The organism is Kitasatospora sp. NPDC001119 (assembly GCF_053598475.1).
Map to the genome: position 1 here is coordinate 108,750 of NZ_JBSFKI010000029.1, position 17,223 is coordinate 125,972.

Below are 17,223 nucleotides of genomic sequence, written 5' to 3' on the forward strand. Positions count from 1 at the left end.
GTCAGACCAGCCCCCGGCGGGCCAGCAGCGGCCCGGTCTCCGGAGCCCGGCCGACCACCGCGCGGAAGGACTCCAGCGGGTCCCGGCTGAACCCGCGCGCCAGCAGCTCGCGCCGGAACAGCTCACCGCTCTCCCGCACCGCGCGCCCGTTGGTCTCGAACCACTGCACGGTGTCGGCGTCCAGCACCTCCGACCAGATGTACGCGTAGTACGCGGCGCTGTAGCCGCTGGAGAAGATGTGCTGGAAGTACGTCGTCCGGTAGCGCGGCGGGATCGCGTCCACCGCGATCCCGGCCGCGGCGAGCGCCCGCGCCTCGAACTCCTCGGCGTCCGCGACCTCCTCGCCGCGCGGCACGGTGTGCCACGCCCAGTCCAGCAGCGTGGCCGCCAGGTACTCCACCGTCCGGAAGCCCTGCCCGAAGCCCTCGGCCGCCGTCATCCGCTCGACCAGCTCGGCCGGCAGCGGCTCCCCGGTCGCGTGGTGGCGGGCGTAGTTGGCCAGCACCTCCGGCCGGACCATCCACATCTCGTTGACCTGCGAGGGGAACTCGACGAAGTCCCGGGGCACCGAGGTGCCGGAGAACAGCGGGTAGCGCACGTCCGAGAACAGCCCGTGCAGCGCGTGCCCGAACTCGTGGAACAGCGTGCGCACCTCGTCCCAGTCCATCAGCACCGGCTCGCCGGGCGCCGGGCGCGGGATGTTGAGGTTGTTCAGCACCACCGGGCGCTGCCCGGTCAGCCCGGACTGGGCCACCATCGCGTCCATCCAGGCGCCGCCGCGCTTGGACGCCCGGGCGTGGAAGTCGCCGATGAACAGGCCCAGCGGGGTGCCGTCCTCCTCGAACACCTCGAAGACCCGGGCGTCCCGGTGGTGGGCCGTCAGCTCCGGCCGCTCGGTGAAGGTCACCCCGTACGCCAGGTTCGCGGCGAAGAACACGCCGTCCCGCAGCACCCGCTCCAGCTCGAAGTACGGGCGCAGCACGGCCGCGTCCACCTGGTAGGAGCTCTGCCGGACCTTCTCCGAGTAGTACGCCCAGTCGTGCGCGGCGATCTCCGTGATGCCGTCCGCGGCGGCCGCCCTGGCCAGCTCGGCGGCCTCCCGGCGGGCGTTGGCCACCGCCGGCTCCACCAGCCGGGCCAGCAGCGAGGAGACCGCCTCGACGGTGCCGGCCGTCTCGTCCGCCACCACGTACGCGGCGTGGCTCGGATACCCGAGCAGCGCGGCCCGCTCGGCGCGCAGCCCGGCCATCCGGATCGCCAGCGGGCCGTTGGCCTCGACGCCCCGGCCGAGCGAGGCGGCCAGCAGCCGCTCGCGCACCGCGCGGTCGGTGAGCTGGGCCAGCTCGGGCTGGCCGGAGGTGTTCTTCAGGCTCAGCACGTACCGGCCGTCGTGGCCCAGCACCCGGGCGTTCTCGGCGGCCCCTGCGATCGCGCCCCCGGACAGCCCGGCGAGCTCCTCGGCGGAGTCCAGGACCAGCGCGGCGGCCCGGGTGGCGGCGTTCACGTTCTGCTGGAACGTGGTGCCGAGCGCGGCGAGTTCGGCGTTCAGCTCGCGCAGCCGGGCCTGCTCGGCCGCGCCCAGCCGGGCGCCGGAGCGCACGAAGGCGGTGTACCGGCGCTCCAGCAGGCGCAGCGACTCCGGGTCCAGGCCGAGCCCGGCGCGGTCCTCGTGCAGCGCCTCGATCCGGGCGAACAGCGCGAGGTCCAGGTGGATCGCGTCGTGGTGGGCGGCGAGCAGCGGGCTCACCTTCGCCTCCACCTCGTCCAGCACGTCGGTGGTGTCCGAGGAGGACTGGTTGCGGAACACCGCGTCGACCCGGCGCAGCAGCTCCCCGGAGCGCTCCAGGGCCACCAGGGTGTTCTCGAAGGTCGGCAGGCCCCGGTCCGCGGTGATCACCGCGATCTCGGCCAGCTGCTCGGCCATCCCCCGCTCGTACGCGGGCAGGTAGTGCTCCTCGCGGATCTCGGCGAACGGCGGGAGCTCGTAGACCAGCGGGCTGGCCTGGAAGAACGGGTTCACGGTCATTTCGCGAACCCTACGCCGTGTCCCGAGCCGTGCCCACGTGCTTTTACCGCCCCTCGCGGGGCCCGCGTGCCGCCCGTTGTCGTACCCACCCGTTAACGTCGACGCGCGGGCCCGTCGGTCGCGGGCCGCGGCGTGCCCGTCCGCGGGCCCGCGTCCCCGTACCCGTCCCCGCACGCCCGACCGCGCGCCGGAGAGGAGCAGCCCCCGTGGCACCCAGGACCGCCATCGCGCCCGATCCGCACGGCCCCGGCGGCCGGCTCCAGCCGCTGGACGACACGGGTCGGCCGCTCGGCCCGGCGGAGGCCGTCCGCGACCTCGCCACCGCCGTCGCCGCCCGGGAGGCCGCCGACCACCCGCGCTGGGTCTGGGCCGCCGCCGACTCCGGGTACGCCCCGCTGCTGCCGCGCCTGCCCGACCGGCTCGCCCGCTGCCACGACCTGCGGCTGGTCGAGGCGCTGCTGCTGGCGCACGAGGGCCGGTTCGGGGCGCCGCGCTCGCTCGGCGCCGCCTGGGCCCGGCTGCGGAACCTGCCCGTCCCGGCGGACCTGCCCGAGCCCGGCCTGGCCGACGCCGACGACGGCCAGGACACCCTGTTCGCCCCCGACCGGCTGCAACTGCCGCCCGGCGCCGACCCGTTGGAGGCCGTGGCCGCCGTCCACGCCGAACAGCAGCGCCGGATCGCCGCCATCGCCGACCCGGCCGCCCGGCAGCGCTTCCGGCTGCTGGTCGCCGCCGAGTCGGCCGGCGCCCTGGTGGCCGCCGAGACGGCCCACGACGGGCTGCCCTGGCGGGCCGACGTCCACGACCGGCTGCTGACCGAACTGCTCGGCCCCCGGCCGACCGTCCCCGGCACCCAGCCCAGGGTCCTCGCCGAGCTCGCCGTCGACCTCCAGCAGGCCCTCGGCGCCAAGCCGTTCAACCCCGACTCGCACACCCAGGTGCTGCGCGCCTTCGCCGAGGCGGGCATCCAGCTCGGCTCCACCCGCTCCTGGGAGCTCAAGGGCGTCGACCACCCGGCCGCGCAGCTGCTGGTCCGCTACAAGGAGCTGTCCCGGATCCACGTCGCGCACGGCTGGGCCTGGCAGGACGCCTGGGCCCGCGGCGGCCGGTTCCGGCCCGAGTACGTGGTCGGCGGCGTGGTCTCCGGCCGCTGGGCCAGCCGCGGCGGCGGCGCCCTGCAGATCCCGCGCATCCTGCGCCGCGCCGTGGTCGCCGACCCGGGCTGGCTGCTGGTCGTCGCCGACGCCGCCCAGCTGGAGCCCCGGGTGCTCGCCGCGCTCTCCCAGGACGCCGGGCTGGCCCGCACCGCCGCCGGCGGCGACCTGTACGAGGCGCTCGCCGCCCAGGCCTTCCAGGGCGACCGGGACAAGGCCAAGCTCGGCCTGCTCGGCGCCATGTACGGGCAGACCAGCGGCGACATCGGCCCGCTGCTGAACACCCTGCACCGCCGCTACCCGGCCGCGATGGGCTACGTCGAGGCCGCCGCCCGCACCGGCGAGGACGGCGGCGTGGTCGCCTCCCGGCTCGGCCGGGTCTGCCCGCCGGCCTCCGCCGACTTCCTCGACCTCACCGAGGGCGAGGGCGCGGGCGAGGCCGGCGGCCGCACCGCCCGCGCCCGCGGCCGCTTCACCCGCAACTTCGTCATCCAGGCCAGCGCCGCCGACTGGGCGCTGGCCCTGCTCGCGGCCCTGCGCCGCCGACTGAACGAACTGCCCGCCGCAGGCCCGGAGGACCGCCCGCACCTGGTGTTCTTCCAGCACGACGAGGTGATCGTGCACACCCCGGCCAACCTCGCCGACGAGGTGGCCGCCGCCGTCGCCGAGGCGGCCGACGAGGCCCGCCGGCTGGTGTTCGGCGACACCCCGGTGCGCTTCCCGCTCAGCACGGCGGTGGTGGACTGCTACGCGGACGCCAAGTGAGCCGCAGGCACTGGACGACGCCCGGACACCGGGCCGTCAGAGCTTCCGGAACCCGCGCGCGTCCTCGGCCGCCGCGACCACCTCGGCCAGGCCCGCCCCGGTCGAGGCGGTGACGGCGGCGGCCACCGCGCCCTCCACGAACGGCGCGTCCACCAGCTGCACGCCCGGGCGCGGCTCGTCCTCCAGCACCGTGACGGCGGTGAGCACCGAGCTGCCGAGGTCCGGCAGCACGACCACGCCCGCCCCGGCGTCGGCCCGCGCGATCGCCCCGGCGATCAGGTCGTAGCTGGTGCCGAGCCCGCCGTCCTCGGTGCCGCCCGCGACGACCACCCGCACGCCGTCCGAGGCGAGTTCGCCGAGCAGCTCGCGCAGCCCCTCCGCGAGCCGGGCGCTGTGCGAGACCAGAACAATGCCCACGTTCTCACTCATGCGGCCGACCCTACGGCCGGAACCCGGTACTCCGGGAGAGTGATCGGAATCCCGCGTGTCGCACCCCGTGCCCACCACCCCCGTCTGGCGTAGCGTCGGGGCTACGGCGTCGCCGGCCGTGGCGTCCTCACCCAGGTCACCCAGGTCACCAAGGGAGCGAAGAGCGTTGAAGAAGCTGATCAACACCCCGGAGAGCGTCCTGGAGGACGCGCTGGCCGGGATCGCCGCCGCCCATCCGGAGCTGACGGTGGACGTCCCCAACCGGGTGATCACCCGGGCCGCCCGCCCGGCCGGCCCGAAGGTCGCGCTGATCTCCGGCGGCGGCTCCGGCCACGAACCGCTGCACGGCGGCTTCGTCGGCCCCGGCATGCTCGACGCCGCCTGCCCCGGCGAGGTCTTCACCTCGCCCGTCCCGGACCAGATGCTGGCCGCCGCCAAGGCCGTGGAGACCGGCGCCGGCGTGGTCTTCGTCGTGAAGAACTACACCGGCGACGTGATGAACTTCGAGCTCGCCGCCGAACTCGCCGCCGAGGAGGGCCTGGAGGTCCGCACCGTCCTGGTCAACGACGACGTCGCGGTCGAGGACTCCACCTGGACGGCCGGCCGCCGGGGCACCGGCGCGACCGTCCTGGTCGAGAAGACCGCCGGCGCGCTGGCCGAGCGCGGCGCCCCGCTGGACGAGGTGGCCGCCCTGGGCGAGCGGGTCAACGCCGCCTCCCGCTCCTTCGCCGTCGCGCTCACCGCGGCCACCGTCCCGGCCGCCGGCAAGCCCGGCTTCGACCTGCCCGAGGACGAGATCGAGGTCGGCGTCGGCATCCACGGCGAGCCCGGCCGCCGCCGCGAGAAGCTCCGCCCGGCCCGCGAGCTGGCCGCCGAGGTCGTCGACACCATCCTGACCGACCACCACCTGACCCCGGGCGACGAGGTGATCGCCCTGCTCAACGGCCTCGGCGCGACCCCGCTGCTGGAGCTGTACGTGGTCTACGGCGAGGTCGCCGCCCGGCTCGCCGAGCGCGGCATCACGGTGGCCCGCAGCCTGGTCGGCAACTACGTCACCAGCCTGGACATGGCGGGCTTCTCGCTCACCCTCACCAAGGCCGACGCCGAGCTGCTGGAACTCTGGGACGCCCCGGTCGACACCCCCGCCCTCAAGCGGGCCTGAGGAGGACGCACGATGGACTTCGACACCCCGCTGGCCGAGGCCTGGGTCCGCGCGATCGCCGCAGCGGTCGAGAAGGAGCGGGCCCGGCTCACCGACCTGGACTCCGCGATCGGCGACGGCGACCACGGCAGCAACCTCCAACGCGGCTTCGCCGCCGCCCTGACCGCCCTGGACGGCCTCCAGCCCGCCGGCCCCGGCGCCGTCCTCACCAAGACCGGCACCACCCTCATCTCCAAGGTCGGCGGCGCCTCCGGCCCGCTCTACGGCAAGGCCTTCCGCGCCATCGGCGCCGCCCTGCCCGACCCTGCCGACCCGGCCGCCGTCGCCGAGGCCCTGTCCGCCGGCCTGGACGCCATCCGCCTCCTCGGCAAAGCCGCCCCCGGCGACAAAACCATCGTGGACGCCTGGACCCCAGCCGTCGCCGCCTTCCGCACCACAGCCGCCACCGGCGCCGACCTCCCCACAGCGGCCGCAGCGGCCGCCGAAGCCGCCGAACAGGGCGCCCGCGACACCATCCCCCTCGAGGCCCGCAAGGGCCGCGCCTCCTACCTCGGCGAACGCAGCATCGGCCACCAGGACCCGGGCGCCACCTCCACCGCCCTCGTCTTCCGCACCCTCGCCGACATCACCACCACCTGACCCCCACCCACCGCCCACACCCACCCACCTCCCCCCACACCCACCCCACCCGCCTCATCCCCCACCTCCCGCACCAGGGCCACCTCCCCCACCCCCACCCACCCGCACCAAGGCCACCTCCCCCATCCCCACCCACCCGCCCCTCCCCCCGCGAGAGGGACGCGCTGCGGGAGGGGGTGGCGCAGGGGGTGGCCGCGGAGAGGGGCGTGACGGGTGATTTTCAGACTGCCAACGGCCTGAACGCCCCACCTCCAGGGTTGGCAGTCTGAAAATCATCCAGCCCCCGGAGCGACCACCCCCGGAGCCACCCCCGGCCCCCCACCCTCCCGAGAGCCCACCCCCACACAAGACCCCCGCAGGGCCCCCTCACCCATCCGTCCGCACGATCAGCAGCAACAACGCGTCGTCCCGCAACTCCCCACCCGTGTGCGCCAGCAGGTCCGCGTACACCCGCCCGACCGCCGTCTCCAGCTCCCCCTCCGAGCGCGCGGCCCCCCGCACCAGCGGCCCGACCCGCTCCGCCAGCGGGTAGAACTCCCCGCTCGTCCGGTGCCGCGCCTCGATCACCCCGTCCGTGCAGAGCACCAGCACGTCCTCCGCCCCGAACGGCTGGGCCCAGGTGGTCGGCTCCCCCGCCGCCAGCCGGCCGAGCCCCAGCGGCACCCACGGGTCGGGCGCGTCCAGCACGTGCGCCCGCCCCTCGTGGTCCACCCGGATCGGCGGCACGTGCCCGTACTGCAGCAGCTCCATCGCCCCGGGCGTTCGGAACTCCGCGAACAGCGCCGTGGTGAACTCCCCGTCCGGCACGTGCCGTTCGACGCTGGCCTCGATCCGCGCCGCGACGCCCCGCAGCCCGGCCTCGTCGTACGCCGCCTCGCGGAAGGCGCCCAGGACCACGGCCGCGGTCTGCACGGCGGCCAGTCCCTTGCCCCGGACGTCCCCAACCGCGACCCGGGTGCCGTGCGGCGTCTCCAGTACGGAGTACAGGTCCCCGCCGATCCGTGAGGCGTCCGCCGCCGACACGTACCGCACCGCGAGCCGCAGCGGCCCGACGGTCGGCCCGGGCAGCTGCAGCAGCGCCCGCTGGGCGGCTTCGGCGACGGAGCTGACGGCCGCGAAGGCCGCCGCGCGCCGCATCCGGATCTTGGCGACCCAGGCCGAGAACAGCGTCAGGACGACGTAGCTGACCATCGCCCCGTACAGGAAGCGGGCGTCGTTGATGTTGTCGACCTCGTCGTGGTGGCTGAGCCCGAACACCGTGAGCAGCCCGAGCGAGCAGACCAGCAGCAGCTCGCGGGGCTTCAGGGTGAGTGCCGCGACGGTCGGCACCACGGTCATCAGCGGGGCCAGGTAGCGGTCCTTGCCGGAGAGGAAGTCCGCGAGCCCGACGAGCAGGACGGCGATCAGCGCCGGGGTGGCGCGCCGCCAGAAGGGCACGTCCTGGAGGTCGGCGGCGAGCAGGGCGCCGCGCTGCCGGTCCGGCGGCAGTCCGGCTGCCGTGGGAGCCGAGGGAGACTGGGCGCGGCGGAGCGGAAACACATACCGAACATAAGGGACGATCACCGCGGAAGCCCGACCGGCCCTGGCCCCCGGCGTTCCCGGGCGATCCGGGCGCCCCACCCCCACCACTCCCGGAATACCCTGGAGGGGTATGGTGTTGTCACAAGAGTCGTTGCCAGCGCCGCGCCCCGGGCGAACACCCGGGCCGCCCGGACCTCCCGGAGGCCCCCGATGTCCAGCACCATCACCTACACCGTGTCCGGCATGAGCTGCGGCCACTGCGAGAAGGCGATCAGCGAGGAGGTCTCCGCCCTGGCCGGGGTCACCGGGGTCGCCGCCGACGCCACGGCCGGGACCGTGACGATCTCCTCCGCCGCCCCGTTGGACGACGAGCAGGTGCGCGCCGCGATCGACGAGGCCGGCTACGAGCTGGTCGGCCGCAGCGCCTGAACCACCCGGCACGGCGGGGCCGCCGCGGCGCCCCGCCGGCCACCCGCACCGAGGAGCTGATCCGCATGAGCACGTCCACCCCGGACCTCGGGGCCCGGGACCGGGTCGAGCTGTCGATCGGCGGGATGACCTGCGCCTCCTGCGCGGCCCGGGTCGAGAAGAAGCTCAACCGGATGGACGGCGTCGAGGCCACCGTCAACTTCGCCACCGAGAGGGCCCGGGTCGACTTCGGCCCCGGCACCACGGTCGAGGACCTGATCGCCACCGTCGAGCGCACCGGCTACACCGCCGAGCTCCCCCCGCCCCCGGCCGCCCCCGAACGCTCCGCCCGGCCCGAGCCCGCCGACCCCCTGCGCGACCGGCTGCTGACCAGCGCCGTCCTCGCCCTCCCGGTGGTGCTGCTGTCGATGGTCCCGGCCCTCCAGTTCACCGACTGGCAGTGGCTGGCCTTCGCGCTCACCGGCCCGGTCGTGGTCTACGGCGGCCTGCCCTTCCACCGCGCCGCCTGGACCAACCTCCGGCACGGCGCCGCGACCATGGACACCCTGGTCTCGCTCGGCACCCTGGCCGCCTTCGGCTGGTCCTGCTGGGCGCTGTTCGGCGGCCACGCCGGCCGGCCCGGGACGCACCACGACTTCTCGCTCTCGGTCGGCGACACCGACGCCTCGGCCACGCTCTACCTGGAGACCGCCGCCGCCGTCACCGTGCTGATCCTGCTCGGCCGCTACCTGGAGGCCCGCTCCAAGCGCCGGGCCGGCGCCGCACTGCACGCCCTGCTCGACCTCGGCGCCAAGGACGTCGCGGTCCTGGAGGGGGGACGCGAGGTACGGCTGCCGGTGGACCGGCTGACGGTCGGCACCCGCTTCGTGGTCCGCCCCGGCGAGAAGATCGCCACCGACGGCACGGTGGTCGAGGGCGCCTCGGCGGTGGACGCCTCGATGCTGACCGGCGAGTCCGTCCCGGTCGAGGTCACCGTCGGCGACGCCGTCACCGGCGCCACCGTCAACGCGGGCGGCCGGCTGGTGGTCGAGGCCACCCGGGTCGGCGCGGACACCCGGCTGGCCCGGATGGCCCGGCTGGTCGAGGAGGCCCAGAACGGCAAGGCCGCCGCCCAGCGGCTGGCCGACCGGATCTCCGCGGTCTTCGTCCCGGCCGTCATCCTGATCGCCCTGGCCACCCTGGTGGTCTGGCTGCTGGCCACCGACAGCTCCACCGAGGCCTTCACCGCGGCCGTCGCCGTGCTGATCATCGCCTGCCCGTGCGCCCTGGGCCTGGCCACCCCGACCGCGCTCATGGTCGGCACCGGCCGCGGCGCCCAGCTGGGCATCCTGATCAAGGGCCCCGAGGTGCTGGAGACCACCCGCACGGTGGACACCGTCGTCCTGGACAAGACCGGCACCGTCACCACCGGCCGGATGGCCCTGGTCGCCGTGCACACCGCGGAGGGCGTGGACCGGGCCGAGGCGCTGCGCCTGGCGGGCGCCGTCGAGCACGCCTCCGAGCACCCGGTCGCCCGGGCGGTCGCCGAGGCCGCCGCCGAGGCCGGCGCCCTGCCGGCCGTCGCGGACTTCCGCAGCGTGCCCGGGCGGGGCGTGGAGGGGGTCGTGGCGGGGCGCGCGGTGGTCGCCGGGCGCGAGGCCCTGCTGGCCGACCGCGCGCAGCACCTGCCGCCCTCCCTGGCCCGCGCCAAGGCCGCCGCCGAGGCGGCCGGCCGCACCGCGATCGCGGTCGGCTGGGACGGCGAGGCCCGGGCCGTGCTGGAGGTCGCCGACGCGGTCAGGCCGACCAGCGCCGAGGCCGTCGGCAGGCTGCGCGCGCTCGGCCTGACCCCGGTGCTGCTCACCGGCGACAACCGGGCGGTGGCCGAGGCCGTCGCCGCCGAGGTCGGCATCGCGCCGGAGCACGTGCTCGCCGAGGTGCTCCCCGAGGAGAAGGTCGCCACCGTCAAGCGGCTGCAGGCCGAGGGCAAGGTCGTCGCGATGGTCGGCGACGGCGTCAACGACGCGGCCGCGCTCGCCCAGGCCGACCTGGGCCTCGCCATGGGCACCGGTACCGACGCCGCCATCGAGGCCGGCGACCTCACCCTGGTCCGCGGCGACCTCCGCTCGGCGGCCGACGCGATCCGGCTCTCCCGCCGCACCCTGGCCACCATCAAGGGCAACCTGTTCTGGGCCTTCGGCTACAACGTGGCGGCGATCCCGCTGGCCGTCGCCGGCCTGCTCAACCCGATGGTCGCGGGGGCCGCGATGGCCTTCTCCTCGGTCTTCGTGGTCACCAACAGCCTGCGGCTGCGCCGCTTCCGGCCCGCCTGAGCCGGCCGACGCGAAGGCCCCGGACCGGTGTCGGTCCGGGGCCTCGACGCGTACGGGGTGCCCCGGGGCGTTCGGGGCGTTCGGGGCCGGGGCTCAACGCCCCAGCAGCTCGCCGCCGTTGCAGTGCAGGATCTCGCCGGTGATGAACCCGGCCTCGGGCGAGGCCAGGAAGTACACCGCCGCCGCCACCTCGCCGGTCTCGCCGATCCGCCCGAGCAGGGTGCGGGCGGCCCGGCGGGCGACCTCGGCCTCGTCCAGCCGCGGCCCGAAGAACTCGGTGCCCGCGACGGTACCCGGCGCGACGATGTTGGCGGTGATGCCCGAGGTGCCCAACTGGGCGGCCAGGAAGTGGTTCCAGGCGTGCAGCGAGGCCTTCGCCGCGCCGAACGAGCCGGCCCCGCGCAGGGCGGCGATGGAGCTGATGGTGACCACCCGGCCGGAGCCCGGGGTGAGCCGGTCGCGGACCGACTCGGTGAGCAGCACCACGGTCAGCACGTTGCGCTCGAAGTCGCCGCGCCAGCGCGCCAGCAGGGCGTGCGGCCCGCCGCCGACCACGGTCTCGCGGCTGCCGGCGTTGTTGACCAGGACGTCGATCCGCTCGGGCAGGTCGGCGAGCGCGGCCTCGACGGCGTCCGGGTCGGCGAGGTCGCACACCAGCGGGGTGACGTTCGGCCCGAGTCCGGCCGCGGCCTTCTCCAGGACCTCCCGGCGGCGGCCCACGATCACCACGTGGTCGCCGGCCTCGACGAACCGCCGCGCGACCTCGTACCCGATTCCCGTGCCACCGCCGGTGACGACGACGTTCCTGGCCATCTGCGCACTCCCTCCCCAGTTCCGCCGTCGCGCGGCGAATGTGCGCGACGGTCCGTACCGGAATGCCACGATTCCTATCACGCTCGGTTGCCGTGACTGCGGGGAGGGTGACGTCCGGCGCGAGCGAAGGTGTGATATGAGCGTGGTACGACGCGCACACGGAGCGTGGCGAGAGGCAGCTCACACCCCCCGGGCGTAACTTCTCGCACCCTGATACGTCTTAGGTTGGTAGTGCGGCAGTTTTTCCGGTGGGCTGGGACACGCTGAACGGCAACGTGTCCCCGCGCTTCCAGCGGGCTGTCGCCGACGGGGCTCCGGCGGGCCCCGGGACGGTCGTCGACCCTGACGGCCTTCGCGCACGACGCCGGGGTTCTGGCGGGCCTGGGACGCTTTGAGCGGCCGTCCCCGGCTGCGGCCGACCCCGGAGTCGTGCGCCGTACGGTTCCGTCCCCGCGCGGGCCCTCGGGCGCGCCACCGGGACGCGAAGGGGCCCGGCCGCTCTCGCGGTCGGGCCCCTCTCAGCTTCCGTGCGGGCCGGTGGTCGGCGCCGCTGCGGTCAGCGGGCGTCCAGCGGGACGTAGTCGCGGATCGCGGTGCCGGTGTAGATCTGGCGCGGACGGCCGATCCGGCTGGTCGGGTCGTTGATCATCTCGTGCCAGTGGGCGATCCAGCCCGGCAGCCGGCCGAGGGCGAACAGCACGGTGAACATGCTGGTCGGGAAGCCCATGGCGCGGTAGATCAGGCCGGTGTAGAAGTCCACGTTCGGGTACAGCTTGCGCGAGATGAAGAAGTCGTCCTTGAGGGCGTGCTCCTCCAGCTTGAGCGCGATGTCCAGCAGCTCGTCGCTCTTGCCGAGCTGGCCGAGGACCTCGTGCGCGAGCAGCTTGACCTGGGCGGCACGCGGGTCGAACGCCTTGTAGACCCGGTGGCCGAAGCCCATCAGCTTGACGCCGGCTTCCTTGTTCTTCACCTTCGTGATGAAGGCGTCGACGTCGCCGCCGTCCTTCTGGATGCTCTCCAGCATCTCCAGCACGGCCTGGTTGGCGCCGCCGTGCAGCGGGCCCCACAGGGCCGAGATGCCGGCCGAGATCGAGGCGAACAGGTTGGCGTGGCTGGAGCCGACCAGGCGCACGGTGGAGGTCGAGCAGTTCTGCTCGTGGTCCGCGTGCAGGATGAGCAGCTTGTCCAGCGCGTTGACGACGACCGGGTTGAGCTCGTAGTCCTCGGCGGGGACGGCGAAGGTCATCCGCAGGAAGTTCTCGACGTAGCTCAGGTCGTTGCGCGGGTAGACGAAGGGCTGGCCCATCGCCTTCTTGTACGCGTACGCGGCGATCGTCGGCAGCTTGGCGAGCAGGCGGACCGTCGACAGGTGGCGCTGGGCCGCGTCGAACGGGTTGTGGCTCTCCGGGTAGAACGTGGACAGCGCGCCGACGACCGAGGACAGCATGGCCATCGGGTGGGCGTCCCGCGGGAAGCCCTGGAAGAAGCGCTTGACGTCCTCGTGCAGCAGGGTGTGCTGGGTGATCTCGCGGTTGAACTCGGCCAGCTGGTCCGCGTTGGGCAGCTCGCCGTTGATCAGGAGGTACGCGGTCTCGATGAACCCGCCATCGGAGGCGAGCTGCTCGATCGGGTAGCCGCGGTACCGCAGGATGCCGTTGTCGCCGTCCACGAAGGTGATCGCGGACTTGTACGCGGCGGTGTTACCGAAGCCGTTGTCCAGGGTGACCAGGCCGGTCTGCGGGAGCAGCTTCGAGATGTCGAAGCCGGCGTTGCCCGCAGTGCTCTCGACGACGGGGTACTCGTACTCGCCGTCCTGGTACCGCAGTACTACCGAGTTGTCGCTCACGTCTTCCTCACCGACGAAATGAATCCTCTTCCAAGGTGCCCTGACTGTCTCTACCATCCCCCATCCGGAGGACAGTCGCGCACCCGGGGTGGCCCGAAAGGGCCCGCCCCTACAAAACCTGCTGCCGCAGCCGGTACGAACCGGACAAGATCGGCACCACCCTAGGCTCTGCCGTAAATCTCTTCACGTCAAGAGAACATTAGAGGCAACCATCCCGTTGGATAATCATCCAGCTGCGAGCCGATGGTCGAGTCCGGTATGCCTCCGACCTGCACTGACGGCCCGGACGGCCTGTCCGATCGCCTTGCGTGACCCCACCAGCACCACGAGTTTCCGTGCCCTGGTCACAGCGGTGTAGAGCAGGTTCCGCTGGAGCATCGTCCAAGCGGACATGGTGACCGGAATCACCACGACCGGGTACTCGCTCCCCTGCGAGCGGTGGATCGTCACCGCGTACGCGTGGGCCAGCTCGTCCAGTTCGTCGAAGTCGTACGCCACCTCCTCGTCCTCGTCGGTGAGCACCGTCAGCCGCTGGTCGTCCACGCTCAGCGCGGTCACCACTCCCACTGTGCCGTTGAAGACGCCGTTCCGCCCCTTGTCGTAGTTGTTGCGGATCTGGGTGACCTTGTCCCCCACCCGGAACGTCCGGCCGCCGAACCGGCGTTCGGCCAGCCCCTCCCGGGCCGGCGTCACCGCCGCCTGGAGCAGGGTGTTCAGGTTCCCCGCGCCGGCCGGGCCGCGGTGCATCGGCGCCAGCACCTGCACGTCCCGGCGCGGGTCGAAGCCGAACTTCTGCGGGATCCGGCGCGCCACCACGTCCACCGTGAGCCCGGCCGCCCGCTCCGCGTCGTCCTCGGCGAACAGGAAGAAGTCCGCCAGCCCGTCCGTCAGCGGCGGCCTGCCCTCGTTGATCCGGTGCGCGTTGGTCACCACGCCGGACTGCTGCGCCTGCCGGAAGATCCTGGTCAGCCGCACCGACGGGATCGGCCCGCCCTCCGCCAGCAGGTCCCGCAGCACCTCCCCGGCACCCACCGAGGGCAGCTGGTCCACGTCCCCCACGAACAGCAGGTGAGCGCCCGGCGGCACCGCCTTGACCAGCTTGTTCGCCAGGATCAGGTCCAGCATCGAGGCCTCGTCGACCACCACCAGGTCCGCGTCCAGCGGCCGGTCCCGGTCGTACGCGGCGTCCCCGCCCGGCTTCAGCTCCAGCAGCCGGTGCACCGTCGAGGCCTCCACCCCGGTCAGCTCCGCCAGCCGCTTCGCCGCCCGGCCGGTCGGCGCCGCCAGCACCACCTTGGCCCGCTTCGCCAGCGCCAGCGTCACGATCGACTTCACCGTGAACGACTTGCCGCAGCCCGGACCGCCCGTCAGCACCGCGACCTTCTCGGTCAGCGCCAGCCGGACCGACTCCTCCTGCTCCGGCGCCAGTTCGGCCCCGGTCCGCTTCGCCAGCCAGTCCAGGGCCACCGGCCAGTCCACGTTCCCGAACCACGGCATCCGGTCCGCGTCCGAACGCAGCAGCCGCACCAGCTGGTTGGCCAGCGAGATCTCCGCCCGGTGGAACGGCACCAGGTACACCGCGGTGACCGGCTCGCCGCCCTCCCCCGGGACCGCCTCGCGCACCACGCCCTCGGCCGCCACCAGCTCCGCCAGGCAGTCGATCACCAGCCCGACGTCCACCTGCAACAGCTTCACGCCGTCCGCGATCAGCCGCTCCTCCGGCAGGAAGCAGTGCCCCTGGTCGGTGCTCTGCGACAGCGCGTACTGCAGGCCGGCCTTCACCCGCTCCGGGCTGTCGTGCGGGATCCCCACCGCCTGGGCGATCCGGTCCGCCGTCAGGAAGCCGATGCCCCACACGTCCGAGGCCAGCCGGTACGGCTCGTTCCGCACCACACCGATCGAACCGTCGCCGTACTGCTTGTAGATTCGCACAGCCAACGAGGTGGACACCCCGACCCCCTGCAGGAAGACCATCACCTCCTTGATGGCCTTCTGCTCCTCCCAGGCCGCGGCGATCTTCTTGGTCCGCTTGGGCCCCAGCCCCGGCACCTCGATCAGCCGGCCCGGCTCGTTCTCGATCACCTCCAGGGTGTCCGCCCCGAAGCGCTCCACGATCCGCTCGGCGAACCGCGGCCCGATCCCCTTGATCAGCCCCGAGCCCAGGTACCGCTGGATCCCCTGGATCGTGGCGGGCAGCACCGTGGTGTAGTTCTCCACCGTGAACTGCCGCCCGTACTGCGGGTGCGAGCCCCACCGCCCGTGCAGCCGCAGCGACTCGCCGACCTGCGCCCCCAGCAGCGCGCCCACCACCGTCAGCAGGTCGTTCGCGCCCCGGCCGATGTCCACCCGGGCCACCGTGTAGCCGGTCTCCTCGTTGGCGTAGGTGATCCGCTCCAGCACGCCCTCGACCTGCGCGAGCTGGCGCGGCACCTGCTGCCCGGACTGCGCCGCCTGCTTGCTCACCGGACCCCCTTCGACCGGTACGGGTGGACGATTCCGCTACGCACCGTACCGCCCCGCCCCGACACCCCGCCCCCGCCGGTGCGGCGGCCGCTGCCGTGCACCGCCCCGGCCGAGGTGCCAGGCTGGGAGGGACCGAGGGGGACCGCCGTCGACCGCGCCCGCCCGGGCCCCGTCCGAGGAGCAGTGCCGCCATGCTCAACACCGACTTCCGCCCCGGTTCCCCGGACTGGCTCGACCTGAGCAGCCCCGACACCCGCGCGTCCGTCGACTTCTACACCGCGCTGTTCGGCTGGACCTTCGACTCGGCCGGCCCCGAGGCCGGCGGCTACGGCTTCTTCCAGCTCGACGGCCGGACCGTCGCCGCCCTGGGCCCGCTCGCCGAGGAGGGCACCCCGCCCGGCTGGACGCTCTACTTCGCCACCGAGGACGCCGACCGCACCACCGCGCTGGTCGAACAGGCCGGCGGCCGCGTCCGGTTCGCCCCCTTCGACGTCTTCACCGCGGGCCGGATGGCCGCCTACACCGACCCGACCGGCGCCGACTTCGCCGTCTGGCAGCCGCACGACACCCGCGGCCTGGACGTCGTCACCGAGGAGGGCAGCCTCTGCTGGGCCGAGTGCTACAGCGTCGACGCCGAACTCGACAAGTCCTTCTACCGCTCCGTCTTCGACTGGCAGGAGCAGGACGTCCCGCTCGGCGAGGTGATGTACACCGTCCTCACCCCGGCCGGCGGCGGCAGCGACGACGCCCACGGCGGGATCATGCAGCTCGACCCCGAACACACCGCGCGCGGCACCACTTCGCACTGGCTCCCCTACTTCGAGGTCCCCAACGCCGACGCCAGCCTCGCCATCGCCGACACCCTCGGCGCGACCGTACGGATCCCGGCCATGGACGTGCACGGCGTCGGCCGCCTGGCCCAGCTGGTCGACCCGCACGGCGCCGTCTTCGCCGTCATCACCAGTGCCAAGCCCGGGGACTGACGCCGAGAGGGTCCCACGGCCCTTCAGAAGGCCCGGGAAGGGGTGCTACGGGCGTAGACAAGGCGCGGTGCGCCAGACAGGGGCCTCTAGTCTCTGATCATGACTGAAACGGCTGTTCTGACGATCCGGCGGGCCACCGCCGACGACCTGCCGGCGATCGTGGCCATGCTCGCCGACGACCCGCTGGGCGCCACCCGTGAGAGCCCCGACGACCTCACCCCCTACCGCACCGCCTTCGCCCGCATCGACGGCGACCCGCACCAGCACCTGATCGTCGCCGACCGGGCCGGCCGCACCGTCGGCACCCTCCAACTCACCGTCGTCCCCGGCCTCTCCCGGGCCGGCGCCACCCGCACGATCGTCGAGGGCGTCCGCATCCACGCCGACGAACGCGGCAGCGGCCTGGGCACCGAACTGATCCGGTGGGCCGTCGACCGCTCCCGCGAACTCGGCGCCGACCTCGTCCAGCTGACCTCCGACGCGACGCGCACGGACGCACACCGCTTCTACGAGCGGCTGGGATTCGTGGCCTCGCACGTCGGGTTCAAGCTCAAGCTCTGAGAACGCGCTCAAAAGCCCGGAAAACGCGAAGAACCCCCATCCGGGACCCGGATGGGGGTTCTTCTGAAGAATTGTTCGGCGGCGTCCTACTCTCCCACAGGGTCCCCCCTGCAGTACCAT

General features: G+C 73.8%; 13 protein-coding genes. 7 read left to right on the top strand and 6 right to left on the bottom strand.

The genetic code is table 11. The annotated features are described in order from the left end of the window. Window position 1: 1 nt before the first annotated feature. Window positions 2-2,026 (bottom strand): M3 family metallopeptidase, encoded by a 2,025-nt coding sequence (locus ACWDD9_RS31055; RefSeq protein ID WP_449813391.1) that lies wholly within the window; start codon window positions 2,024-2,026, stop codon window positions 2-4. A gap of 206 nt (window positions 2,027-2,232) precedes the next feature. On the opposite strand from ACWDD9_RS31055, the gene ACWDD9_RS31060 reads away from it, so the two are divergent. Beyond that, complete coding sequence (locus ACWDD9_RS31060; protein ID WP_449813392.1) at window positions 2,233-3,945, top strand: bifunctional 3'-5' exonuclease/DNA polymerase; 1,713 nt, start codon at window positions 2,233-2,235, stop codon at window positions 3,943-3,945. A gap of 36 nt (window positions 3,946-3,981) precedes the next feature. Here ACWDD9_RS31060 and dhaM read toward each other — a convergent pair whose 3' ends face one another. Then, window positions 3,982-4,374, bottom strand: coding sequence for a dihydroxyacetone kinase phosphoryl donor subunit DhaM (dhaM, locus tag ACWDD9_RS31065; protein WP_049659695.1), 393 nt, complete (start codon window positions 4,372-4,374; stop codon window positions 3,982-3,984). A 166-nt stretch (window positions 4,375-4,540) separates the two neighbouring features. Between dhaM and dhaK the strand changes: the two genes are divergently transcribed. After that, complete coding sequence (gene dhaK / locus ACWDD9_RS31070; protein ID WP_049659693.1) at window positions 4,541-5,536, top strand: dihydroxyacetone kinase subunit DhaK; 996 nt, start codon at window positions 4,541-4,543, stop codon at window positions 5,534-5,536. A gap of 12 nt (window positions 5,537-5,548) precedes the next feature. Continuing rightward, window positions 5,549-6,175: a dihydroxyacetone kinase subunit DhaL gene (gene dhaL, locus ACWDD9_RS31075; protein WP_449813393.1), complete on the top strand. Its 627-nt coding sequence runs from the start codon at window positions 5,549-5,551 to the stop codon at window positions 6,173-6,175. A 366-nt stretch (window positions 6,176-6,541) separates the two neighbouring features. Here dhaL and ACWDD9_RS31080 read toward each other — a convergent pair whose 3' ends face one another. Continuing rightward, a complete protein-coding gene (locus tag ACWDD9_RS31080) occupies window positions 6,542-7,714 on the bottom strand; it encodes a PP2C family protein-serine/threonine phosphatase (protein WP_053112039.1) in 1,173 nt (390 codons plus the stop codon). A gap of 192 nt (window positions 7,715-7,906) precedes the next feature. Here ACWDD9_RS31080 and ACWDD9_RS31085 point away from each other — a divergent pair, with 192 nt between their 5' ends. Both ACWDD9_RS31085 and ACWDD9_RS31090 read left to right on the top strand, forming a co-directional pair. Then, on the top strand, window positions 7,907-8,125 hold the full coding sequence (locus tag ACWDD9_RS31085; protein WP_049651134.1) for a heavy-metal-associated domain-containing protein: 219 nt from the start codon (window positions 7,907-7,909) through the stop codon (window positions 8,123-8,125). Between the two features lie 65 nt (window positions 8,126-8,190). Further along, the gene (locus tag ACWDD9_RS31090; RefSeq protein ID WP_449813394.1) at window positions 8,191-10,437 is read left to right on the top strand and encodes a heavy metal translocating P-type ATPase; all 2,247 of its coding nucleotides are present in this window, start codon (window positions 8,191-8,193) and stop codon (window positions 10,435-10,437) included. A 93-nt stretch (window positions 10,438-10,530) separates the two neighbouring features. On the opposite strand, the gene ACWDD9_RS31095 is transcribed toward ACWDD9_RS31090, so the two are convergent. The 3 genes from ACWDD9_RS31095 to recD2 all read right to left on the bottom strand — a co-directional run bounded on the left by ACWDD9_RS31095 (window position 10,531) and on the right by recD2 (window position 15,559). Beyond that, entirely contained in the window at window positions 10,531-11,250 is a 720-nt protein-coding gene (locus ACWDD9_RS31095; protein WP_049651142.1) for an SDR family NAD(P)-dependent oxidoreductase, read from the bottom strand. A 556-nt stretch (window positions 11,251-11,806) separates the two neighbouring features. Further along, complete coding sequence (locus tag ACWDD9_RS31100) at window positions 11,807-13,096, bottom strand: citrate synthase (RefSeq protein ID WP_049651143.1); 1,290 nt, start codon at window positions 13,094-13,096, stop codon at window positions 11,807-11,809. A gap of 225 nt (window positions 13,097-13,321) precedes the next feature. Then, complete coding sequence (gene recD2, locus ACWDD9_RS31105) at window positions 13,322-15,559, bottom strand: SF1B family DNA helicase RecD2 (RefSeq protein WP_449813395.1); 2,238 nt, start codon at window positions 15,557-15,559, stop codon at window positions 13,322-13,324. A 191-nt stretch (window positions 15,560-15,750) separates the two neighbouring features. Between recD2 and ACWDD9_RS31110 the strand changes: the two genes are divergently transcribed. Both ACWDD9_RS31110 and ACWDD9_RS31115 read left to right on the top strand, forming a co-directional pair. Next, complete coding sequence (locus ACWDD9_RS31110) at window positions 15,751-16,542, top strand: VOC family protein (protein ID WP_449813396.1); 792 nt, start codon at window positions 15,751-15,753, stop codon at window positions 16,540-16,542. Window positions 16,543-16,641: 99 nt separating this feature from the next. Continuing rightward, window positions 16,642-17,103, top strand: a complete 462-nt coding sequence (locus tag ACWDD9_RS31115; RefSeq protein ID WP_449813397.1) for an N-acetyltransferase family protein — start codon at window positions 16,642-16,644, stop codon at window positions 17,101-17,103. The last annotated feature ends 120 nt before the right edge of the window (window positions 17,104-17,223 follow it).